This is a genomic window from Streptomyces lincolnensis, assembly GCF_021173675.1.
In the GTDB taxonomy this organism is placed as follows: domain Bacteria; phylum Actinomycetota; class Actinomycetes; order Streptomycetales; family Streptomycetaceae; genus Streptomyces; species Streptomyces lincolnensis_B.
In genome coordinates this window covers 103080-123707 of the sequence record NZ_JAIHON010000013.1, presented here as the reverse complement: position 1 = coordinate 123707, position 20628 = coordinate 103080, and the positions used below count along the sequence as shown (strand labels likewise).

The window sequence follows — 20628 nt, the reverse complement described above, 5'->3', positions numbered from 1 at the left end:
ATTGCACCGGGCCGCGGGGCCTCGGCATAGGGTGGGCGACCATGACATGGCTGATCACCGGCGGTGCCGGGTACATCGGGGCGCACGTGGCGCGGGCCATGAGCGACGCCGGGGAGCGCGTCCTCGCGCTGGACGACCTCTCGGCCGGGGTGCCCGCGCGGCTGCCGGCCCACATCCCGCTCGTCGAGGGCTCGGCCTACGACAGGGACCTGCTCAAGCAGGTGTTCGCCGAGCACATGGTCACGGGTGTGGTGCACCTCGCCGCGCGCAAGCAGGTCGGTGAGTCGGTGGCCCGGCCGACGCACTACTACACGGAGAACGTCGGCGGTCTCGCCGCGCTCCTGGAGGCGGTCGCCGCGGCCGGGATCGGGCGTTTCCTCTTCTCCTCGTCGGCGGCCGTCTACGGCAACCCCGACGTGGACCTGATCACGGAGGACACCCCGTGCGCGCCGGTGAACCCCTACGGCGAGACCAAGCTCGCCGGGGAGTGGCTGGTGCGGGCGGCGGGCCGGGCGCACGGCATCTCGACGGTGTGCCTGCGCTATTTCAACGTCGCCGGTGCCGCGGCGCCGGAGCTGGCGGACCTGGGCGTCTTCAACATCGTCCCGATGGTCTTCGACCGGCTCACCCGTGACGAGGCGCCGCGGATCTTCGGCGCCGACTATCCGACGCCGGACGGCACCTGCGTCCGTGACTACATCCACGTCGCCGACCTGGCGGAGGCGCATCTCGCGGCGGCTCGACGGCTGAGCGAGGGCGGGCCGGGCAAGGCCGACTTGGGCAACGTCCGCGATCTGACGGTCAACATCGGTCGCGGGGAAGGCGTTTCCGTACGCGAGCTGATCACGATGATCGGTGAGGTGACCGGAGACCGGCGTCCGCCCGTCGTCGAGGCCCGCCGTCCCGGGGACGCCCCGCGTGCGGTCGCGTCGTCGGCACGGGCCGCCGAGGAGCTCGGCTGGACCGCCCGGCGCGGGGTGCGGGAGATGGTCGAGTCGGCCTGGCGGGGCTGGCAGCGGCATCACGGGCGGTAACTGAGGCTGCCCTGACCTGCGGATCGTTTCCGCAGGTCAGGGCACATGACAACGGTGTTCAGTGCCGCGTTGCCAGATACCCCCCACCCGTAGTTCACTGTGATCCAGACGGGTGTTCCGGATCAACGCGCAGGAGGCGGCTTTCCATGGGGGCTGGGCACGATCACGGGCATGCGCACTCGCACGCGCCCACCGGTGGTACGGCCACGGCCGCGTACCGCGGGAGGCTGCGGGTCGCGCTGTCCATCACGCTCACCGTCATGGTGGTCGAGATCGTCGGCGGTGTGGTCGCCGACTCGCTCGCCCTGGTCGCGGACGCGGCCCACATGGCGACGGACGCGCTCGGGCTGGGCATGGCACTGCTGGCCATCCACTTCTCCGGCATGCCGCCGAGCGACCGGCGCACCTTCGGGTACGCCCGCGCGGAGATCCTCGCCGCCCTCGCCAACTGTCTGCTGCTGCTCGGGGTCGGCGGCTACGTCCTGTACGAGGCGATCCAGCGGTTCGTCACGCCCGCCGATACCGAGGGCGGGCTGACCATCGTCTTCGGCGCGATCGGCCTGGTGGCGAACATGATCTCGCTGACGCTGCTGATGCGCGGCCAGAAGGAGAGCCTGAACGTGCGCGGTGCGTTCCTGGAGGTGGCCGCGGACGCGCTGGGCTCGCTGGCGGTGCTGATCTCGGCGGTGGTGATCCTGACCACCGGCTGGCAGGCCGCCGACCCGATCGCCTCGCTGGTCATCGGACTGATGATCGTGCCGCGCACCTTCAAGCTGCTGCGCGAGACCCTCGACGTCCTGCTGGAGGCGGCCCCCAAGGGTGTCGACATCGCGGAGGTGCGGGCCCACATACTGGCCCTGGACGGGGTGGAGGACATCCACGACCTGCACGCCTGGACCATCACCTCCGGCCTGCCGGTCCTGTCCGCCCATGTGGTCGTGCGCTCCGACGTCCTCAGCGCGATCGGCCACGAGAAGATGCTCCACGAGCTCCAGGGCTGCCTCGGCGACCACTTCGACGTCGAGCACTGCACCTTCCAGCTGGAGCCGAGCGGGCACGCGGAGCACGAGGCGAAGCTCTGTCACTGAGGCAGAAGCTTTGCCACTGGGACATCAGTACGAGCCCTGAAACTCCGGTTCGGGCGGAATGCAGCGATCCGGTGCATCGTTGCGTCCTCATGCTCACAGCCCCGCCCCGGACGGTTCCCCGCCCGCCGCGCCGGGCACGATCACCTGCCGGGAGTGCCGAATCCGTACGGCACACTGGGGCGCGAAGACCGATGCGAAGGATGGGTATGCCGATCACACCTGCCACCGCGACGCACCGTTCGTCGAACGGCACCGCGGACCCGATTCTGCTGGAACTGGTCGACGAGAACGGTGTGACGATCGGCACCGCGGAGAAGCTCGCCGCCCACCAGCCGCCGGGGCAGTTGCACCGCGCCTTCTCGGTGTTCCTCTTCGACGAGCAGGGCCGGCTGCTGCTCCAGCAGCGGGCGCTCGGCAAGTACCACTCCCCCGGAGTGTGGTCCAACACCTGCTGCGGCCACCCCTATCCCGGCGAGGCGCCCTTCGCGGCGGCGGCCCGGCGGACGTACGAGGAACTGGGCGTCTCGCCCTCGCTGCTCGCCGAGGCCGGCACGGTCCGCTACAACCACCCGGACCCGGACTCGGGGCTGGTGGAGCAGGAGTACAACCACCTCTTCGTGGGCCTGGTGCAGGCCGCGCCGCGGCCGGACCCGGAGGAGGTCGGCGCGACGGCGTTCGTGACGCCCGACGAGCTGGCGGAGCGGCACGCCAAGGACACCTTCTCCTCGTGGTTCATGACCGTCCTGGACGCGGCCCGGCCCGCGGTCAGGGAGCTGACGGGTCTGTCCGCCGACTGGTGACACCCGCCCCTACGGCCCCACGGCCCGCTACGGGATCCGCGCCGGCACGAACGGCAGAGCGGCCCAGATGACCTTGCCGCCGGTCGCCGTGTGCTCGACGTCGCACACGCCGCCCGCCTCGCGCGTGATCTCGCGCACCAGCAGCAGCCCGCGCCCGCCGGTCCGGCCGTGGTCGGCCTCCAGGGCGGTGGGGCGGTAGGGATGGTTGTCCTCCACGGACACCCGCACCCACTCCGCGCCGACGGCGACCTCCACCGCGAGCATCGGCGACAGCAGCGCCGCGTGCCGGACGGCGTTGGTGACCAGCTCCGAGACGATCAGCAGCAGCCCCTGGAGCAGATCGGCCGGGACCGGCACCCCCTGGCGGTACAGCAGGTCCCGTACGGCGTGCCGCGCCTGGGGGACCGAGGCGTCGGCGGCGGGGGCCGTGAAACGCCACACGCCCTCGTACGGCCACGGTTGCGGCGGTGTCGGGTCGAGGGGCTCGTCCGTGCCGCCTGCTGGGCGTGGGCCGGGCCCGCGCCCATGGTCATCCATCGTCCGGTCGCCGTCCTCGCGCTCGATTGTCGCCACGTCACGAGTGTTGGCAACCGGCCCGCGCACCCCGCTGGACTGACCAGAAGTCAGCAGATATCGAGCGCTTCCGACCGCCTGTGCAAGGCGGGTGCGCGCAAAAGACCGCCGCTGTTCCTTCGGTGTCGACTTCGCGAACTATTCGGGTGGTACGGGTTTCGTGGCGGCCTCGTCCGGTTCGTCCCGCCGGCCGTCCTCCCCGGTCAGTTGCTCGGAGACGATGCCGACGATACGGCGGCCGCCGAAGCCGGTGGCGATCAGGCCGAGCCCGTCGAAGAGCAGGGCGAGGGAGAAGAAGCTGCCGATGACGTACTTGCTGCTGCTCGGCCACGAGGCCAGCACCAGGATGCCGAGGAGGAGGCCGAAGGCGCCCTGGACGAGGGTCCAGCCGAACTGCGGTCCGCGCACCACCACACTGCCCACCAGCCGGAACACCCCGCCGGTGAGGAAGAGCAGGGCGGCGAACATGGTCAACGCCTCGGCCGCCGCCTCCGGCCTGCGGATGATCACCACGCCGGCCGCGATGTTCAGGGCCGCGACCACCACACCGAGCCAGAAGAAGTTGCTCGCGCGCGCCTGGACGGCGTGCAGCAGGCCGACCCCGCCACCGATCAGCAGCAGCCAGCCGAAGAGGAGCATCGAGGTCAGGGTGGCGACGCCGGTGTAGATCAGCCCGACGAGTCCGGCGAGGACGAGCAGCACGCCGAGTGCGGCGAGCCAGCCGAAACCGCGGCTCAGCTTCTGCGTCTCGCTCTTCGACTGGGTGGACCTGGCCATCGCGCCTCCTTGATCCCCGATCCCCCTTGATCATGCTTGATCATGTCTTTCATCCTTTAATCCCCTTTACCCCCGGTGACATAACACTCACCGGGGGTCTTCTTGATCGATCCGGCCGGACGGGCGGATAGCATCCGGCGCATGGAGCCGCAGCTGTCGCACGACGTCGTCGATTCGGTCGCCACCGTCGTCGTCCACCATCCGGCCAAGCGCAACGCCATGACGGCGGCGATGTGGCGGGCGCTGCCGCCGTTGCTCGACACGCTGGCCGCCGACCCGGGCGTACGGGCGCTCGTGCTGACCGGGGCGGGCGGGACGTTCTGCGCGGGGGCCGACATCTCCACGCTGCGGAAGTCGCCCGAGGAGGCGCAGGGGCTCGCGGTGCTGGCCGAGGAGGCTCTCGCGGCCTTCCCCAAGCCGACGCTGGCGGCGATCCGCGGTCACTGCGTGGGCGGTGGGTCGCAGCTCGCGGCGGCCTGCGATCTGCGGTTCGCCGAGGAGGGGGCGCTGTTCGGGGTGACGCCGGCGAAGCTCGGGATCGTGTATCCGGCGTCCTCCACCCGGCGGTTGGCGGGGCTGGTGGGACCGGCGACGACCAAGTACCTGTTGTACTCCGGGGAGTTGATCGACGCGGAGCGGGCGCTGCGCACGGGCCTGGTGGACGAGCTGCTGCCGGCGGGCGAACTGGGCAAGCGGGTCGCGGAGTTCACCCGGATTCTGGCGTCCCGGTCGCAGCTGACGCAGGCCGCGGCGAAGGAGTTCGCCGACGGGCGCGCCGACCGGGACGCGTACTGGGCCGAGCAGGCACGCGGCAGCGGCGACACCGGGGAGGGGGTCGCCGCGTTCCTGGAGCGCCGGCAGCCGCGCTTCACCTGGACCACGTCCGGCTGAAACGGCTCCTGGAGCGGAACCTCTCCACCAGGTGGGCCGGAGCCGTGTGCGGGGACCCGGCGTCGTAGGGCGGCCGCGGGTCGTACTCGGTCAACAGCTGGACGGCCTGGGCGTGTTCGTCGCCCGCGATCCGGCCGAGCAGGGTGAGGCCCATGTCGATGCCGGCGGAGACACCGGCCGCCGTGACGTACTTGCCGTCGGTCACCACCCGCTCCTCGGCGGGCTCCGCACCGAACCGCTTCAGGAAGTCCAGTGCGAGCCAGTGCGAGGTCGCGCGGCGGCCCCGGAGGAGTCCCGCGGCCGCCAGCAGCAGTGAGCCTGTGCACACCGATGTCGTCCACGTACTCGTGGCATCGACCGCGCGCAGCCAGTCCAGCAACGTCCCGTTCTCCATCTGCGGAGTCTGGCCGGGGCCACCCGGCACGACCACGATGTCGGGGTGCGGCACCTCCGCGAACGCCCTGTCGGCCATCAGGGCGAGGTCCCCCTTGTCGGTACGCACCGGCCCGGCCCCCTCGGCGACGAACACGGTCTCCGCGCCCGGAAGCCGTCCCAGGGTCTCGTAAGGGCCGACCGCGTCCAGGGCGGTGAAGCGGTCGAAGAGCACGATGGCGATCTGCATCGGAGGGCCTTTCGGGGGGTGGGATCGGGGCGGGTCTTGGTGGACGGGGGCGGGAGGCGCGGGTTGTCTCAGGCGTCAGGGGGCGGGTTCGGCGGCGGCTCCCGAGTCTTGGCGTGGCGGCAGGCGGATGGCCGACGGGCAGCAAGCGGGTGCCAGGGGCAGGGGCGATGGGCGGCTGCCGAGCTTCGGCGGGCGGGCATCAGGTGCGCGGGCCGGCGGCTGTCAGTGGGCGGAGCCGGGGCAGCTCCCAGGTCTCGACGGGTCGGCAGGCGGATGCCCGGCGGGCAGCAAGCAGGTACCAGGGGCGATGGGCGGCTGCCGAGCATCCCGGAGGGGCGGGCTTCAGGTGCGGGGCCGGGGGCGGCTCCCGGGCTTGGCAAGCGGGCGCCAGTAGACGGAGCCGGGGTTGGGGACCCGGGGTCATGGGGTTGGGGTCGGGTGGAAGCGGCGGCGGTATTCGGTGGGGGCCGTGCCGAGGGATTTGACGAAGGCGCGGCGCATGGCTTCGGGGGTGCCGTAGCCGCTGGTGCGGGAGATCTCCTCGATGCCGTCGGTGGTGTCCTCCAGGAGGCGGCGGGCGTGTTCGAGGCGGACGCGGTCGACGTAGCGGCCCGGGGTCATGCCGGTCTCGGCGTGGAAGGCGCGGGCGAAGTGGCGCGGGGACAGGCGGGCGCGCTCGGCGAGTGAGTCGACGGTCAGGTCGGCGTCGGGGTGTTCGGCGATCCACCGCTGGACCTCGCGGAGCGGTTCCCGGTGGGCCGTCTGGGCGGCGAGCTGGGCGCTGAACTGGGCCTGGTTGCCCGGTCGGCGCAGGAAGACGACGAGGTGACGGGCGATGGCGAGGGCCACGTCACGGCCGAGGTCCTCCTCGACCAGGGCGAGGGCGAGGTCGATGCCGGAGGTGACACCGGCGGAGGTGGAGACCTGGCCGTCGCGGATGTAGATCGGGTCGGGTTCGACCCGGATCTCCGGGTGGTCGCGGGCGAGTGTCTCGCTGTACGCCCAGTGCGTGGTGACGCGGCGGCCGTCCAGCAGGCCCGCCTGGGCGAGCCGGATCGCACCGGTGCACACGGACACCAGCCGCTCCACGCGCGGGCCGTGCTCACGCAGCCAGTCGGTCAGGCGCGGGGCGGGGACGCGGGTGCCCTGACCTCCCGGGACGAGGAGGGTGTGCGGCTCGGCCGTGTCCCCGAGGGACTCGTCCGGTACGAGGGTCAAGCCGCTGGAGGTGCGCACGGGAGCCCCGTCCAGTGAGGCCGTACGGAGGCGGTACGTGCCCGGGGTGTGTTTCTCGGCCCCGGCGAAGACCTCGACGGGGCCGGTGATGTCGAGGCTCTGGACGCCGTCGAAGAGGACGACGAGAAGGGTGCACTGCGCCATGCCCCCGATTGTTGGCGTGCGGGCGGATGGCCGCAATGACGAGTTCCCCACCTTTTCCGCCATGCCCGGCGCCCGCACCCCGACAAGGTACCGACCGGTCGGTAACGTGACGGCCATGACTACCGTCGCCCTGGAGCCGCGCGCGGCCCGCCGCTGTCACACCATGCTCAACTCCCTGCACTCGACGCACTACTTCTCCCCCGACCTGGGCCGGGAGTTGGGCGCGATCGGTGTCACGCATCCCCGGGCCGTGAACTTCGCGGTACGGGCGGCCGCGCTGGGACCGGTCGGGGCCGGCACGGTGACGGCGACGTTCTACAACTACAAGCACGAACTGGTGGCCGAGCACGTACCCGCGGTGTGGGACACGGCCACACCCGCACAGGTTCTGGCGGCCCGCGCGCGTGCCGTCGACGCGACCCTGCGACGCCTGCTGGGCGAGGAGACGGTGACCGCCCCGGACATGGCCGAGGCGGCCCGGCTCGCCCTGCGCGCCACCGAGGCCTGCTCGCGCAGCGCCCGGCCGCTGTACTCCGCGCACGCCGACCTGCCGGTGCCCGACGAACCGCACCTGGCGTACTGGCACGCGGCCACCCTGCTGCGCGAGCACCGCGGCGACGGGCACCTCGCCGTCCTGATGGCCGCGGGGCTCGACGGCCTGGAGGCCCTGGTGACCCACACGGCGACCGGCAAGGGCATGACCCCGAAGTGGGTCTCCGGCACCCGCGGCTGGGCCCGGCGGGACTGGGACGCGGCGGTCGGACGGCTGCGCGAGCGCGGCGTGCTGGACGAGGACGGCGAGCTGACGGAACGGGGCCGCGCGCTCCGCGAGGAGATCGAACACGAGACGGACCGGCTGGACCGGGCCCCGTACGAGCACCTCGGCGCGGACGGCGTCGCCCGCCTGACCGAACTCGGCACGGCCTTCGCCCGCACCGCGCTCACCGCCGGCGCCTTCCCGGCGGATCTGATCGGGAAGAGCTGAACGGTCCATGCGGGGTCGGGCATGTCCGGGCCCGGGCGAGGTACCCGTGCCTTCCCGGTCACCGCGGCCGGGTGAGGAAAGGGGAAACACGTGTTCCGAGCGATCGCAGACGTACTGCGCCAGATCGGTGGGGCCATCGCCACTGTCGTGACCCTGCCGTTCCGCGCGCTGGCCCGCCTCTTCGGCGGCGCCTCGGGCTCGACCCGCAGCCGCCGGGCCTGACCTTCGGGACGTTCGCCCGGCCGCGGCCTCGTGCCGCGGGCGGGGTGCCCGTTCCGGCCCGCCGGGAGCCGCCCTGATCCCCGACTGTCGGTGCCACCTGCCACAATTGCCGCGCAACCCCAGTGGAGAAGGCGGTACGGGATCGTGACGACACCCGGATCCATCGAAGTAGGGTCCATCGAAGGCAGGATCGCCGAGGAACTCGGCGTACGGGAGCGGCAGGTCAAGGCTGCCGTGGAGTTGCTCGACGGCGGTTCCACGGTCCCGTTCGTCGCGCGCTACCGCAAGGAAGCGACCGAGATGCTCGACGACGCGCAGCTGCGCACGATCGAGGAGCGGCTGCGCTATCTGCGGGAGCTGGAGGAGCGGCGGACGGCGATCCTCGACTCGGTGCGTGAGCAGGGCAAGCTCACCGAGGAGCTTCGGGCGCGGATCCTGGCCGCGGAGACCAAGGCGCGCCTGGAGGACATCTACCTGCCGTACAAGCCCAAGCGGCGCACCAAGGCGCAGATCGCCCGTGAGGCCGGTCTGGAACCGCTGGCCGAGGGCCTGCTCACCGACCCGACGGTGGAGCCGCTCGCCGCGGCGGCCGCCTTCGTGGACGCCGACAAGGGGGTCGCCGACCCCCAGGCCGCGCTGGACGGCGCCCGGGCGATCCTCACCGAGCGGTTCTCGGAGGACGCCGATCTGATCGGCGAGCTGCGCGAGCGGATGTGGGTCCGCGGCCGGCTGGCCGCCAAGGTGCGGGAGGGCAAGGAGGAGGCGGGCGCCAAGTTCGCCGACTACTTCGACTTCGCCGAGCCCTTCACCGCGCTGCCCTCGCACCGCGTTCTCGCGATGCTGCGCGGCGAGAAGGAGGAGGTCCTCGACCTCGTCCTGGAGCCGGAGGAGGCGACCGAGGGCCCCTCGTCCTACGAGGGGATGGTGGCCCACCGGTTCGGGATCACCGACCGCGGCCGCCCGGCCGACAAGTGGCTCCAGGACACCGTCCGCTGGGCCTGGCGCACCCGCATCCTGGTGCACCTCGGCATCGACCTGAGGATGCGGCTGCGCACGGCCGCCGAGGACGACGCCGTCCAGGTGTTCGCCGCCAACCTCCGCGACCTGCTGCTCGCCGCCCCGGCCGGCACGCGCGCGACGCTGGGCCTGGACCCGGGCTTCCGTACGGGCGTGAAGGTCGCCGTGGTCGACGCCACCGGCAAGGTCGTCGCGACGGACGTCATCCACCCGCACGTGCCGGCCAACCGGTGGGACGAGGCGATCGCCAAGCTGGCGCGGCTGGCCAAGGAGCACGCGGTCGAGCTGATCGCGATCGGCAACGGCACCGCGTCCCGCGAGACGGACAAGCTGGCCGGTGAACTCATCACCCGGCACCCCGAGTTGAAGCTCACCAAGGTGATGGTGTCCGAGGCGGGCGCCTCCGTGTACTCCGCGTCCGCGTTCGCCTCGCAGGAGCTGCCCGACATGGACGTGTCGCTGCGCGGCGCCGTCTCGATCGCGCGCCGGCTCCAGGACCCGCTCGCCGAACTGGTCAAGATCGACCCGAAGTCGATCGGCGTCGGCCAGTACCAGCACGACCTGTCCGAGGTGAAGCTGTCGCGTTCGCTGGACGCGGTGGTCGAGGACTGTGTGAACGGCGTGGGCGTCGACGTGAACACGGCGTCCGCCCCGCTGCTCACCCGGGTCTCCGGCATCACCTCCGGGCTCGCGGAGAACATCGTGGCGCACCGCGACGCCAACGGCCCCTTCAAGTCGCGCACGCAGCTCAAGGCCGTGGCGCGTCTCGGTCCGAAGGCGTACGAGCAGTGTGCGGGCTTCCTCCGGATCCGCGGCGGTGACGATCCGCTGGACTCCTCCAGCGTGCACCCCGAGGCCTATCCGGTCGTCCGGCGCATGGTGAAGAGCGCGGGGCAGGAAGTGGCCTCGCTGATCGGCAACACCGGGGTGCTGCGCTCGCTGAGGCCGCAGGAGTTCGTGGACGAGACGTTCGGTCTGCCGACCGTGACGGACATCCTCAAGGAGCTGGAGAAGCCCGGGCGCGACCCGCGGCCCGCCTTCAAGACGGCCACCTTCAAGGAGGGCGTCGAGAAGATCTCCGACCTGTCGTCCGGGATGGTCCTGGAGGGGGTCGTGACGAACGTGGCCGCCTTCGGGGCCTTCATCGACGTCGGCGTCCACCAGGACGGGCTGGCGCATGTGTCCGCGCTGTCGAAGACGTTCGTGAAGGATCCGCGCGATGTGGTCAAGCCCGGCGACATCGTCAAGGTGAAGGTGCTGGACGTCGACATTCCGCGCAAGCGGATCTCGTTGACGCTGCGGCTGGACGACGAGGCGGCTCCGAAGGAGCCGGGTCAGCAGGGCGCGGGGGGCGACCGTCGGCAGCGTGGCGGGCGTCCGCCTCAGCAGCGGCAGCAGCGCCAGGGCGGTCAGGGTCAGCGCGGTCAGGGTCAGGGCGGTGGGTCGCGTCAGGCTCCGCCGCCGGCCAACAGCGCCATGGCCGACGCCCTGCGCAAGGCCGGGCTGCTCGATCCCAAGAAGCGGTAGGGGCATCGGGTCGTGGGCACCCGCGGGCCGGTCGTGGCCGGTCACGCGGGTGCCCACACCCCTGCGGGGGCGCTCGCGCGACCGTTCGGACCTACAGTGACGGCATGACCGCGTCGCATGTCATCAGCTGGGAAGTGTCGGCGAGCAAGGGGTTCGAGACCGCCTGGGTCGATCTCGGCGACGACACCCTGAGGGGGCACGGACGGGCGGTCGGGACGACGCCGGAGCCGTACTGGATCTCCTACGCGCTCGACACCGCCGACGGTTTCGTGACGCGGCGGCTGCTCGTGGAGGCCGCCACCGAGCGCGGCACCCGGGTGCTCGATCTGCGCCACGACGGCGCGGGGCGCTGGACGGCGGACGGGGAGCGGATCGCCCGGGTCGACGGTGCTCTCGACTGCGACCTGGGGCTGTGTCCGCTCACCAACACCATGCCCGTGCTGCGGCACGCTCTGCACCGGGCCTCAGGAGAGCGGGAGTTCCTCATGGCCTGGGTGCGGGTGCCCGAGCTGACCGTGGAGGTGTCGCGGCAGACCTACACCCCGCTCGGCGACGGGCTGGTGCGCTTCACGTCCGGCGACTTCCGGGCCGATCTCGTCGTCGACGGGGACGGCTTCGTCGTGGACTATCCGGGGCTGGCGACCCGGCTGGCCTCCGCCTAGCGTTCGGTCACCTTGCCGTCCGCGACCTCCAGGCGACGGTTCACGTGGACCGCGTCGAGCATGCGGCGGTCATGGGTGACCAGGAGCAGGGTGCCCTCGTAGGCGTCGAGGGCGGACTCCAGTTGCTCGATGGCGGGCAGGTCCAGGTGGTTGGTGGGCTCGTCCAGGACCAGGAGGTTGACGCCCCGGCCCTGGAGCAGGGAGAGCGCGGCCCGGGTGCGTTCGCCCGGGGAGAGGGTCGCCGCCGGGCGCAGGACGTGGTCCGCCTTGAGGCCGAACTTGGCCAGGAGGGTGCGGACCTCGGCCGGTTCCGTGTCGGGAACCGCCGCGCAGAAGGCGTCGAGCAGGGGTTCGGGGCCGTGGAAGAGCTTGCGGGCCTGGTCGACCTCGCCGATCAGCACGCCCGAGCCGAGGGAGGCGCTGCCCGCGTCGAGCGGGACGCGGCCCAGCAGGGCGCCGAGGAGGGTCGACTTGCCGGCGCCGTTGGCACCGGTGACCGCGATCCGGTCCGCCCAGTCGATCTGGAGGCTCACCGGGCCGAGCGCGAAGTCACCGCGCCGCACCTCGGCGTCCCGCAGGGTCGCCACGACCGCGCCGGAGCGCGGGGCCGAGGCGATCTCCATGCGCAGTTCCCACTCCTTGCGCGGTTCCTCGACGGCGTCGAGGCGCTCGATCATGCGCTGCGTCTGGCGGGCCTTCGCGGCCTGCTTCTCGCTGGCCTCGCTGCGGAACTTGCGTCCGATCTTGTCGTTGTCGTTGCCCGCCTTGCGGCGCGCGTTCTTCACGCCCTTGTCCATCCAGGAACGCTGGATCTGGGCCCGTTCCTGGAGGGCGGACTTCTTGTCGGCGTACTCCTCGTAGTCGTCCCGGGCGTGCCGGCGGGCGACCTCGCGCTCCTCCAGATAGGCGTCGTAGCCGCCGCCGTAGAGGTTGATCCGCTGCTGGGCGAGGTCGAGTTCGAGGACCTTGGTGACGGTGCGGGTGAGGAACTCGCGGTCGTGGCTGACGACGACGGTGCCGGCGCGCAGGCCGGAGACGAACCGCTCCAGGCGCTCCAGGCCGTCCAGGTCGAGGTCGTTGGTCGGCTCATCGAGGAGGAAGACGTCGTAGCGGGAGAGCAGGAGGGAGGCGAGGCCCGCGCGGGCCGCCTGGCCGCCGGACAGGGAGGTCATCGGCTGGTCCAGGTCCACCGCCAGGCCGAGCGAGTCGGCGACCTCCTCGGCCCGTTCGTCGAGGTCGGCGCCGCCGAGGTCGAGCCAGCGCTCCAGGCTGGTGGCGTAGGCGTCGTCGGCGCCGGGCGCGCCGTCGACCAGGGCCTGGGTGGCCTCGTCCATCGCCCGCTGGGCCTCGGCCACGCCGGTGCGGCGGGCCAGGAAGTCCCGCACGGTCTCGCCGGGGCGGCGCTCGGGCTCCTGCGGGAGGTGGCCGACGGTCGCGGTCGGCGGGGACAGCCTGAGCTCGCCCTCCTCCGGTGTGCTCAGTCCGGCGAGCATGCGCAGCAGGGTGGACTTGCCCGCGCCGTTGGCTCCGACCAGCCCGATCACGTCACCGGGCGCGACGACGAGGTCGAGCCCGGCGAACAGGGAGCGGTCGCCGTGGCCGGCGGCGAGGTTCTTGGCGACGAGGGTGGCAGTCATCAGGGTGCCGATCCTAGGCCCTGTCGTCACATTCCCGTCGTCCGCCCGAAGGGCGGGCCCCGCGGCGTCAGGTGCGTGCTCTCGGCGTGCCGGGCGCAGGCCCTCGTACTGGTTGTACGTGGGCCTGTGCCCGGTGCGGCGAGTGGGGGCACCTCCCACGCCCTTAAGGCAGTGGGGGAGCGTGCGTGGCGTCGCGGGGCAGGCGGGAATGTGACGACAGGGCCTGGCCGTGCGGGGCGGGCGGCGCCCGGGTTTCTCACCGCGCCATCGCCTCGACCAGGACACTCCCCGTGGTCCGTGCCACGACGAACGCCTCCCCCTTCACCGCCTTCCCGTCGAGGGCGATGCGGTGGCGGCCCGGTTCCAGGACGCCGTCGAAGAGTTCGTGGACGTGGGTGCGGTAGAGGCGGTCGAGGCGGTAGGCGGTGAGGCGGACCCGGCACGGGGAGGTGATCTCGACGCCCGCCTCGCCGTCGGCGGCCACCAGCCGGGTCAGGCGGCGCTGTTCGACGGGGCTGCGGTCGAGGGCGTGCTCGATCTGGGCTACGAGCAGCGGCACGATCGGGGCGAGGCCCTCGACATAGGCCACCTCGACTCCCGCGCGGTCGAAGGAGCGGCGTACGGCGGACCGCTGCTCCTCGGTGACCGCGCGGCCGAAGGCGACGGCGCCGTAGCCACGCAGTTCGTCGGCGGGGACGTCCTGGGCGTCGTCGGTGATGTCGGCGCCGATGCCGATGGTGCGCAGGGCGGCGGCGAGCTTGCCCAGCAGGGCGACCCGGGAGCCGATCAGCAGGACCCGGCGGCGGGTGCCGACGGTGTCGCCGAGCAGGCCGGCCAGTGCCTGCCGGTACTCGGGGCCGCGGAAGCGGAAGGGCCCGATGCCGTGGTAGCCGTTGAGCTCCAGGTCGGCGTGTTCGTCGGTCTGCCAGGCGAAGTCCCGCCAGATGAAGTCCTCGCCCTCCCGTTCGATGACGGCGGTGACGGCTCCGCACATCAGGTCCTCGCATTCGGGACAGCCGTAGACGACGAAGCGGCCGCCCGGAAGCGGGGCGTCCGTCTCGAGCAGGAGGCTGCGGACCTGGGCGGTGAAGATCGCGGGTGGGACGTCGGAGGCGAGTGGGGAGACGGCGTCGAGGTCGGAGAGCTGGAAGAGCAGCGGGCGTCCGTCGACGATGAAGTCCACGAAGTCCCGGTGCACCTGGTAGTCACCGTTGGCGAGGACTCCACCGGCACGCATCGCCGGTGCCAGGCCGAAGGTCGCATACTCGGCAGACATGCTGTGAGTATTCCCGCAGTGCGGGCGGTCTGAGCACGGCATGACCCATTCCGCTAACGTCCCCGCATGAACAGAGCGCTGGGCGACGAGGTCGTGGTGGTCGGAGGCGGGGTCGTCGGGCTGACGACGGCCCTCGTCCTGGCCGAGCGGGGCCGACGGGTGCGGGTGTGGTCGCGGGACCCGGTCGAGGGGACCACCTCGGCCGTTGCCGGGGCGCTGTGGTGGCCGTACCACATCGAGCCGGTCGCGCTCGCGCGGACGTGGGCGCTGCGCTCGCTCGACGTGTACGAGGAGCTGGCGGCGCGGCCCGAGGAGACCGGCGTACGCATGGTCGAAGGGGTACTGGGCGAGGCCGATCCGGACGAGGCCGACGCCTGGGTGACGGACCGGCTGCCCGGTCTGCGGGCGACGACGGCCGAGGAGTACGCCGCCGGCACCGGGACGTGGGCGCGGCTGCCGCTGATCGACATGCCGGCCCATCTGCCGTGGCTGCGGGACCGGTTCGTGGCGGCGGGCGGGACCTTCGAGGCGCGTGCGGTGGCGGATCTCGCCGAGGTCGACGCGCCGGTCGTGGTCAACTGCACCGGGCTGGCCGCCCGCGAGCTCGTGCCCGACCCCTCCGTGCGGCCGGTGCGCGGGCAGTTGGTCGTCGTGGAGAACCCCGGGATCCGTACCTTCGTGGTCTCCACGGACGCGGACGGGGAGATGGCGTACTTCTTCCCGCAGCCCGGCCGGCTCCTGCTGGGCGGCACGGCGGTCGAGGACGACTGGTCCACCGAGCCGGATCCGGCCGTGGCGGAGGCGATCGTACGGCGGTGCGCGGCGCTGCGGCCGGAGATCGCCGGGGCGCGGGTGCTGGGGCACCGGGTGGGGCTGCGGCCCGCCCGGGACACGGTCCGGCTGGAGCGCGAACCGCTGTCCGGCGGGCGGGTGCTGGTGCACAACTACGGTCACGGCGGCGGCGGGGTCACGGTGGCGTGGGGGTGCGCGGGGGTGGCGGCGGAACTCGCCGCCACCCCCTGAACCGGCCTCGTCCTCAGCTGTGGTCGTGGCCGAGCGGGTCGCCCTCCGTCTCCGTGCCCGCGCCGGGGCCGACCCTGATCTCGAACTCGCCGTCGTACTTCTTGTGCCCCTCGATCACGGCGAGCTCGACGGCCTCGGAGCCCATCTCGCCCCGCACGATGACCGGGTCCCGGCGCAGGTCGCGCATGAGGGCGACGCACATGCCGATCATCACGAGGACGAAGGGCGCGGCGGCCAGGATCGTGAGGTTCTGCAGGCCGGTGAGCGCGTCGCCCTGGCCGCTGCCGACGAGCAGCATGATCGCGGCGACGGCTCCGGTCACCACGCCCCAGAACACCACGACGAAGCGGCCGGGTTCGAGCGCGCCCTTCTGGGAGAGCGTGCCCATCACGATGGACGCGGCGTCGGCTCCCGACACGAAGAAGATGCCGACCAGGATCATCACCAGCAGGCTGGTGACGGTCTCGATGGGGAACTCCTGGAGGAGGCCGAAGAGCTGGCCCTCGGGGGTGTCCTCACCGCCGAGCCCGCCGCCCTCCCGCAGCTTCATCGCCGAACCGCCGAAGACCGCGAACCAGACGAGGCTGACGGTGCTGGGCACCAGGATGACGCCGCCGACGAACTGGCGGATGGTACGGCCGCGGCTGATCCGGGCGATGAACATGCCGACGAAGGGCGTCCAGGAGATCCACCAGGCCCAGTAGAAGACGGTCCAGCTGCCCAGCCAGTCCGCGACCCCCTTGCCGCCGCTGGCCTCGGTACGCCCGGCGAGCTGCGGCAGGTCGCCCAGGTAGGCGAAGACCGAGGTGGGCAGCAGATCGAGGACGATGATCGTGGGGCCGGCCACGAACACGAACAGCGCCAGGACCAGGGCGAGGACCATGTTGGTGTTGGACAGCCACTGGATGCCCCGCTCGATGCCGGAGACGGCCGAGGCGACGAAGGCCAGGGTCAGCACCGCGATGATGGTGACGAGCAGTCCGGTGCTCACGTCGTCCATCCAGTCCAGCTCCTGGAAGCCGGAGCCGATCTGGAGCGCGCCCAGGCCCAGGGAGGCGGCGGAGCCGAAGACGGTGGCGATGATCGCGAGGATGTCGATCACCCGGCCCCCGGCGCCGTTGGCGTGCTTCTCCCCGATGAGCGGCGTGAACACCGCGCTGATGGTCTGGCGGCGGCGCTTGCGGTAGGTGCTGTAGGCGATGGCGAGGCCGACCACCGCGTAGATCGCCCAGGGGTGCAGCGTCCAGTGGAAGAGGGTGGTGGCCATCGCCGTCTCCATGCGTTCACCGGAGTTGGCGGGGGTCGTGCCCGGGGGCGGGGTCGTGTAGTGCGAGAGCGGCTCGCTCACGCCGTAGAACATCAGGCCGATGCCCATGCCGGCGCTGAACATCATCGCGACCCAGGACACGGTCTTGAACTCGGGCTCCTCGCCCTCGGCGCCGAGGTGGATCCGGCCGTAGCGGCTGGCGGCGAGCCACAGGGCGAAGACCACGAAACACGAGGCGGCCAGCATGAAGGCCCAGCCGCCGTTGTGGATCAGGCCGTTGAGCATCTTCGTGGAGACGCTCTCCAGGGAGTCCGTGCCCGCCGCGCCCCAGATCACGAAGGCGACGGTGATGGCGGCGGTGACACCGAACACCACCCGGTCCGTGGAGTGGCCGGGTCGGCCCGCAGCGCCTTCCCGGCCCCCTCTCTTCTTCAGGTCTTCCGTCATCAGCGGCACCTTCCCGTGGAGGCCGTGCGTACGCCTGTTCCGTGTCGTGCCCTAGGACCTACCACAGGTGGTGCAGATCTTCTTCACTTCAGCAAGCGGTGTCGGGCTCCGCGACCGTCAGGTGGTACGGCGCGCGCTCGTCGAGGAGCAGCGGGACGAGGGCGCGCAGCGGCTGGCGGAGCGGGACGTAGGTGCCGTGGGTGCGCACTCCGTGCAGGGCGAGTTCGTCCTTGACCTCCGTGTACTGCTCGGCGGTCAGGCGGTAGCCGCAGGGCGGGTCCTGGATCACCTCGGCGGGTTCGGGCGGGTCGTTGTCGGCGCCGCCGACGTAGACGGGTCCGGTGTCGGCCCAGCCGGCCCGGCGGGCCGCGTCCGTCGCCTTCTCGACCTGGGCACGGCGGTCGTCGGTGAAGGTGAACAGGCCCTTGAGCGCGGCCAGTTGGGAGTCCACCCGGCGTCGGTTGTTCGCCGGTTCGCTTACGTCGGTCAGGGGTTCGACGCGGCTCTCGATGAGCAGGCCGAGCGCGTGCTTGATTCCGGACATGTTCCGCAGGATGCGTTCCTGGCCGTCCCCGGCGACCTGCCGGATCGGCTCGCCGGTGACGGGGTCGGTCCAGATGCCGTAGGTGCCGGTGGTGTACCCGGCGCCGCGGGCGGCCGGGCGCACGTAGGCGCGGGAGAGGGTCTCGGCCTCGTCGTGGACGGCCGGGGCCGTGTTGAGGTTGCGGGGCCAGAGGTCGAAGAGGTCCTTGTCGTAGTACGGGGGCGTGGAGCCGTATTCGTGCAGGTCGTAGATGAGGTCGGGGCGCCGGTCGCGGATCACCGCGGCCAGGGCGCGCCCCTCGGCGGTCTGGAGGGCGAGGTGGTCGCGGTTGACGTCGACGCCGTCGCTGTTGCCCCGGGTGTCGGCGGCGCGGCCGTCGGGGTTGGCGGTGGGCACGACGAGCAGGGTGGTGCGCTCCAGGAGGCGGCGGGTGGGCCGGTCCTTCGCGTACGCCAGGTCGCGGATCGTGGTCAGACACGCCTCGCGGCCGGAGGGTTCGTCCCCGTGCTGGCTGCACACCAGGAGCACCGTGTTCGGGGCGTGCCGGGCGCCGATCCGGACGAGTTGGAGCGGGCGGCCCTGTTTCGTCGTACCGATGGACCCTACGGAGACGCGGGTGCTTGCCCGGTCGACGGCCGCGAGGAAGTCCTGTTCCTCGGGCTGGGTCGTCCAGCGGGCGCCGTTCGTCTGTTCGAAGCCGGTGCGGGGCGGGGCCTCCGTGGCGGCGGCGGGCACCGCGACCAGGGAGGCGGCCAGAGCCGCGGTGGTGAGGGTCAGGGCGCGGATCATCGGCTCTCCCCCGGTATGCGCTGGGTGGTGCGCGGTGTCGTCACGCCGTCGAGGTGCGGGTCTTGTCCGGTTACGGCCGGGGAGCCGGCGGTGGCGCGGGCGAAGGCGGCGGTGCCGCCGACGAAGGGGACGCGGGCCGAGGTGCGGGTGAGGTCGAGGGTCAGCGTCGGGGTGGTCGACGGCGGGTCGATGAGGTCCTTGTCGGTGCCCGCGACGATCAGCGCGAGACGGTGGCCGGCCGGGACGACGTGGTCGGTGGCGCCGAGGTCCAGGGTGATGGTGTACGCCTTGCCCGGCGTGAGCGGGACGCCCTTGCGCGGGTCGGCGTGGTTGCCCAGGTCGGCCCAGCCGCGGCTGACGACCGTGAAGTCGACGTCGGCGGTCTTCGCCGCGGTCCCCTTGAAGCAGGCGCTGTCCCCGGTGGTGCTCGCGCCCCAGCAGGTGCGGTCGGTGAGGGTGGTGATGCCCTCGCCGCTCGCGCCGTAGTCCCGGATGGTGTCGGGGCCGAGGTCCACGAGGACGGCGGACAGGTGGGCCGTCGAGGTGGTGGGCGTGGCGGTCACCGTGACCTTGGAGGAGCCGGACAGGCGGAGGTCCTTGGTGAGCGGGCCGGTGGTGAAGCCCGCCTTGTCGGGTGTGGCCGTGTCGATCCGCGCGGCCCAGTCGGTCTCGCTCAGCTTCGGGTCGTCGGTGAAGGTCTCGGTGCCGGTGCCCGGGCGCAGACCGAGCCTGCCGACGCCCTCCTGGGTGCCCTCGGCGGGGCGCAGCGTGGTGGCGGCGGTGCCGGCCGGGGGCCAGACCTTCGAGGTGACCCATTGGTCGGGGTGGCGCTCGACGTCGGCCATCGGCTCGCGGTCGATGCCGTTGTCGTAGCCGAGGAGTTCGTGGTCGAACCAGCGGTGCAGGGTCTCGACCCAGTCCGCGCGGCGGAAGTCGAAGGGGTCGACGTGGCCGGTCTGGGAGAGCCAGATCTTGCGCTCGACGCCGTTCTTCGCGAGGGCGTCCCACCACGGGCCGACGTGCTGCATCCGGACGTTGAGGTCCTGCATACCGTGGATCAGGAAGACGCTCGCCCTCACCTTCGAGGCGGCCTCGACGTAGTCCCGCTCGCTCCAGAAGGGCGTCAGGTCGCCGGTGCGCGGGGCGCCGTCGACGATCCGCTGCTGGACGGCCGCGCACTTGGCGCGGGCGTCGGGGCTGTCGACGTAGTTCGACAGCCAGTCGGGGCCGGAGTCGTAGAGCGGGGCGCCCTCGGAGAAGTAGTAGTCGTACCAGGTGGAGATGGCGCTGATCGGGACGATCGTCTCCAGTCCCCTGACGCCTGTGGCGGCGACGCCGTTGGCGATGGTGCCGTCCCAGCTCTTGCCGATCATGCCGGTCCGGCCGTTGGTCCAGGTGGCCTTGGCCCGCTTGTCGCCGGTGCGGGTGGTGTAGGCCTTGGCGCGGCCGTTCAGCCAGTCGACCACGGCCTTCGCGGACTGGATGTCGGAGCGTCCGCCGACGTCCACGCAGCCGTCGGAGCGGTTGGTGCCGGCGAGGTCGACGCCGACGAAGGCGTAGCCGCGGGGCACGAAGTAGTTGTCGTAGAACAGCGGCATCTGCACGACGTCGCCGTCGGCGTCGTACGTCTTCAGCTGGCTCTCGTTGCCGCGTCCGCAGCAGGAGTAGTACGGGCTGGCGTCCATGATCACGGGGATCTTCCGGCCCTGCAGGGCGGGTTCGCGGGGCCGGACGATGTCGGCGGCGACGCGGTCGGTCTTCCCGTCGCCGTCGCCGTCGAGGCCGGTGTCCACCCAGACCGCTTCGCGGACGGCCTTGTCGTACGAGTACACCGGCTTGCTCTCGCGGGGTGTGCCGTGGGCCGCGGCCGGGGTGAGGAGGGCGGCCGTCAGGGCTGCGACGGCGACCACGGCGAGCTGTCTCCAGGTCGTGAAGCGCATGCGTGTGGGCATGCGCGGACGGTACATCGGTCAACTCCCGTGCAGAAGAGGGCGATCGGGCACGCGAGGGGCGGGCGGGATGCGGAACGGCGGGCTCATGTCGGCCGAATGGCATGTGTGTGACAGG

Annotated in this window: 18 protein-coding genes; 9 read left to right on the top strand and 9 right to left on the bottom strand. The window is 72.0% G+C overall.

The features are described from left to right. Nucleotides 1-41 precede the first annotated feature (41 nt). The 3 genes from galE (at nucleotide 42) to idi (ending at nucleotide 2922) form a co-directional block, all read left to right on the top strand. The gene (galE, locus tag K4B79_RS34600) at nucleotides 42-1034 is read left to right on the top strand and encodes a UDP-glucose 4-epimerase GalE (protein WP_232031317.1); all 993 of its coding nucleotides are present in this window, start codon (nucleotides 42-44) and stop codon (nucleotides 1032-1034) included. A gap of 146 nt (nucleotides 1035-1180) precedes the next feature. Continuing rightward, nucleotides 1181-2122: a cation diffusion facilitator family transporter gene (locus K4B79_RS34595; protein ID WP_232031316.1), complete on the top strand. Its 942-nt coding sequence runs from the start codon at nucleotides 1181-1183 to the stop codon at nucleotides 2120-2122. A 206-nt stretch (nucleotides 2123-2328) separates the two neighbouring features. Then, nucleotides 2329-2922 (top strand): isopentenyl-diphosphate Delta-isomerase, encoded by a 594-nt coding sequence (idi, locus tag K4B79_RS34590; protein ID WP_232031315.1) that lies wholly within the window; start codon nucleotides 2329-2331, stop codon nucleotides 2920-2922. Nucleotides 2923-2949: 27 nt separating this feature from the next. Here the strand turns inward: idi and K4B79_RS34585 are convergent, their stop codons facing one another. Both K4B79_RS34585 and K4B79_RS34580 read right to left on the bottom strand, forming a co-directional pair. Then, complete coding sequence (locus K4B79_RS34585) at nucleotides 2950-3459, bottom strand: ATP-binding protein (RefSeq protein WP_232031527.1); 510 nt, start codon at nucleotides 3457-3459, stop codon at nucleotides 2950-2952. A gap of 174 nt (nucleotides 3460-3633) precedes the next feature. Beyond that, entirely contained in the window at nucleotides 3634-4272 is a 639-nt protein-coding gene (locus tag K4B79_RS34580; protein ID WP_232031314.1) for an HdeD family acid-resistance protein, read from the bottom strand. Nucleotides 4273-4413: 141 nt separating this feature from the next. On the opposite strand from K4B79_RS34580, the gene K4B79_RS34575 reads away from it, so the two are divergent. Further along, nucleotides 4414-5163, top strand: a complete 750-nt coding sequence (locus K4B79_RS34575) for an enoyl-CoA hydratase/isomerase family protein (RefSeq protein ID WP_232031313.1) — start codon at nucleotides 4414-4416, stop codon at nucleotides 5161-5163. Here K4B79_RS34575 and K4B79_RS34570 read toward each other — a convergent pair. Beyond that, nucleotides 5141-5785, bottom strand: coding sequence for a DJ-1/PfpI family protein (locus tag K4B79_RS34570; RefSeq protein ID WP_232031312.1), 645 nt, complete (start codon nucleotides 5783-5785; stop codon nucleotides 5141-5143). The two genes, K4B79_RS34575 and K4B79_RS34570, sit on opposite strands and share 23 nt — an antisense overlap. Nucleotides 5786-6205: 420 nt before the next feature. Beyond that, nucleotides 6206-7165, bottom strand: a complete 960-nt coding sequence (locus K4B79_RS34565) for a GlxA family transcriptional regulator (RefSeq protein ID WP_232031311.1) — start codon at nucleotides 7163-7165, stop codon at nucleotides 6206-6208. Between the two features lie 115 nt (nucleotides 7166-7280). On the opposite strand from K4B79_RS34565, the gene K4B79_RS34560 reads away from it, so the two are divergent. The 4 genes from K4B79_RS34560 (at nucleotide 7281) to K4B79_RS34550 (ending at nucleotide 11578) form a co-directional block, all read left to right on the top strand. Further along, a complete protein-coding gene (locus tag K4B79_RS34560) occupies nucleotides 7281-8150 on the top strand; it encodes an SCO6745 family protein (protein WP_232031310.1) in 870 nt (289 codons plus the stop codon). 90 nt (nucleotides 8151-8240) lie between these two features. Beyond that, nucleotides 8241-8372, top strand: a complete 132-nt coding sequence (locus K4B79_RS47995) for an LPFR motif small protein (RefSeq protein ID WP_252100555.1) — start codon at nucleotides 8241-8243, stop codon at nucleotides 8370-8372. A gap of 144 nt (nucleotides 8373-8516) precedes the next feature. Continuing rightward, nucleotides 8517-10916, top strand: coding sequence for a Tex family protein (locus tag K4B79_RS34555; RefSeq protein ID WP_232031309.1), 2400 nt, complete (start codon nucleotides 8517-8519; stop codon nucleotides 10914-10916). A 104-nt stretch (nucleotides 10917-11020) separates the two neighbouring features. Continuing rightward, nucleotides 11021-11578, top strand: a complete 558-nt coding sequence (locus K4B79_RS34550) for a putative glycolipid-binding domain-containing protein (protein WP_232031308.1) — start codon at nucleotides 11021-11023, stop codon at nucleotides 11576-11578. On the opposite strand, the gene K4B79_RS34545 is transcribed toward K4B79_RS34550, so the two are convergent. Both K4B79_RS34545 and K4B79_RS34540 read right to left on the bottom strand, forming a co-directional pair. Next, nucleotides 11575-13215 carry an ABC-F family ATP-binding cassette domain-containing protein gene (locus K4B79_RS34545; protein ID WP_232031307.1) on the bottom strand — a complete coding sequence of 547 codons (1641 nt, stop codon included), beginning with the start codon at nucleotides 13213-13215 and terminating at the stop codon, nucleotides 11575-11577. The two genes, K4B79_RS34550 and K4B79_RS34545, sit on opposite strands and share 4 nt — an antisense overlap. Before the next feature lie 256 nt (nucleotides 13216-13471). Beyond that, the gene (locus tag K4B79_RS34540) at nucleotides 13472-14491 is read right to left on the bottom strand and encodes an oxidoreductase (RefSeq protein WP_232031306.1); all 1020 of its coding nucleotides are present in this window, start codon (nucleotides 14489-14491) and stop codon (nucleotides 13472-13474) included. 66 nt (nucleotides 14492-14557) lie between these two features. Here K4B79_RS34540 and K4B79_RS34535 point away from each other — a divergent pair, with 66 nt between their 5' ends. Next, on the top strand, nucleotides 14558-15514 hold the full coding sequence (locus K4B79_RS34535; protein WP_232031305.1) for an FAD-dependent oxidoreductase: 957 nt from the start codon (nucleotides 14558-14560) through the stop codon (nucleotides 15512-15514). Between the two features lie 13 nt (nucleotides 15515-15527). Here K4B79_RS34535 and K4B79_RS34530 read toward each other — a convergent pair whose 3' ends face one another. From K4B79_RS34530 to K4B79_RS34520, 3 genes are all read right to left on the bottom strand, one after another. Beyond that, the gene (locus K4B79_RS34530) at nucleotides 15528-17228 is read right to left on the bottom strand and encodes a BCCT family transporter (RefSeq protein ID WP_232031304.1); all 1701 of its coding nucleotides are present in this window, start codon (nucleotides 17226-17228) and stop codon (nucleotides 15528-15530) included. Nucleotides 17229-17316: 88 nt separating this feature from the next. Continuing rightward, nucleotides 17317-18561, bottom strand: a complete 1245-nt coding sequence (locus K4B79_RS34525; RefSeq protein ID WP_232031303.1) for a M14 family metallopeptidase — start codon at nucleotides 18559-18561, stop codon at nucleotides 17317-17319. Beyond that, nucleotides 18558-20513: a Xaa-Pro dipeptidyl-peptidase gene (locus tag K4B79_RS34520; RefSeq protein ID WP_232031302.1), complete on the bottom strand. Its 1956-nt coding sequence runs from the start codon at nucleotides 20511-20513 to the stop codon at nucleotides 18558-18560. Before K4B79_RS34520 ends, K4B79_RS34525 begins: the two co-directional genes overlap by 4 nt. Between the last annotated feature and the right edge of the window lie 115 nt (nucleotides 20514-20628).

Excerpts from the sequence above, each read along its gene's own strand:
- K4B79_RS34520 (WP_232031302.1), bottom strand. The coding sequence starts at position 20,513 with ATGCCCACACGCATGCGCTTCACGACCTGGAGACAGCTCGCCGTGGTC.
- K4B79_RS34540 (WP_232031306.1), bottom strand. The coding sequence starts at position 14,491 with ATGTCTGCCGAGTATGCGACCTTCGGCCTGGCACCGGCGATGCGTGCC.
- K4B79_RS34560 (WP_232031310.1), top strand. The coding sequence starts at position 7,281 with ATGACTACCGTCGCCCTGGAGCCGCGCGCGGCCCGCCGCTGTCACACC.
- idi (WP_232031315.1), top strand. The coding sequence starts at position 2,329 with ATGCCGATCACACCTGCCACCGCGACGCACCGTTCGTCGAACGGCACC.
- K4B79_RS34535 (WP_232031305.1), top strand. The coding sequence starts at position 14,558 with ATGAACAGAGCGCTGGGCGACGAGGTCGTGGTGGTCGGAGGCGGGGTC.
- K4B79_RS34565 (WP_232031311.1), bottom strand. The coding sequence starts at position 7,165 with ATGGCGCAGTGCACCCTTCTCGTCGTCCTCTTCGACGGCGTCCAGAGC.
- K4B79_RS34575 (WP_232031313.1), top strand. The coding sequence starts at position 4,414 with ATGGAGCCGCAGCTGTCGCACGACGTCGTCGATTCGGTCGCCACCGTC.
- K4B79_RS34530 (WP_232031304.1), bottom strand. The coding sequence starts at position 17,228 with ATGACGGAAGACCTGAAGAAGAGAGGGGGCCGGGAAGGCGCTGCGGGC.
- galE (WP_232031317.1), top strand. The coding sequence starts at position 42 with ATGACATGGCTGATCACCGGCGGTGCCGGGTACATCGGGGCGCACGTG.
- K4B79_RS34550 (WP_232031308.1), top strand. The coding sequence starts at position 11,021 with ATGACCGCGTCGCATGTCATCAGCTGGGAAGTGTCGGCGAGCAAGGGG.
- K4B79_RS34580 (WP_232031314.1), bottom strand. The coding sequence starts at position 4,272 with ATGGCCAGGTCCACCCAGTCGAAGAGCGAGACGCAGAAGCTGAGCCGC.
- K4B79_RS34585 (WP_232031527.1), bottom strand. The coding sequence starts at position 3,459 with ATGGATGACCATGGGCGCGGGCCCGGCCCACGCCCAGCAGGCGGCACG.
- K4B79_RS34595 (WP_232031316.1), top strand. The coding sequence starts at position 1,181 with ATGGGGGCTGGGCACGATCACGGGCATGCGCACTCGCACGCGCCCACC.
- K4B79_RS34570 (WP_232031312.1), bottom strand. The coding sequence starts at position 5,785 with ATGCAGATCGCCATCGTGCTCTTCGACCGCTTCACCGCCCTGGACGCG.
- K4B79_RS34525 (WP_232031303.1), bottom strand. The coding sequence starts at position 18,561 with ATGATCCGCGCCCTGACCCTCACCACCGCGGCTCTGGCCGCCTCCCTG.
- K4B79_RS34545 (WP_232031307.1), bottom strand. The coding sequence starts at position 13,215 with ATGACTGCCACCCTCGTCGCCAAGAACCTCGCCGCCGGCCACGGCGAC.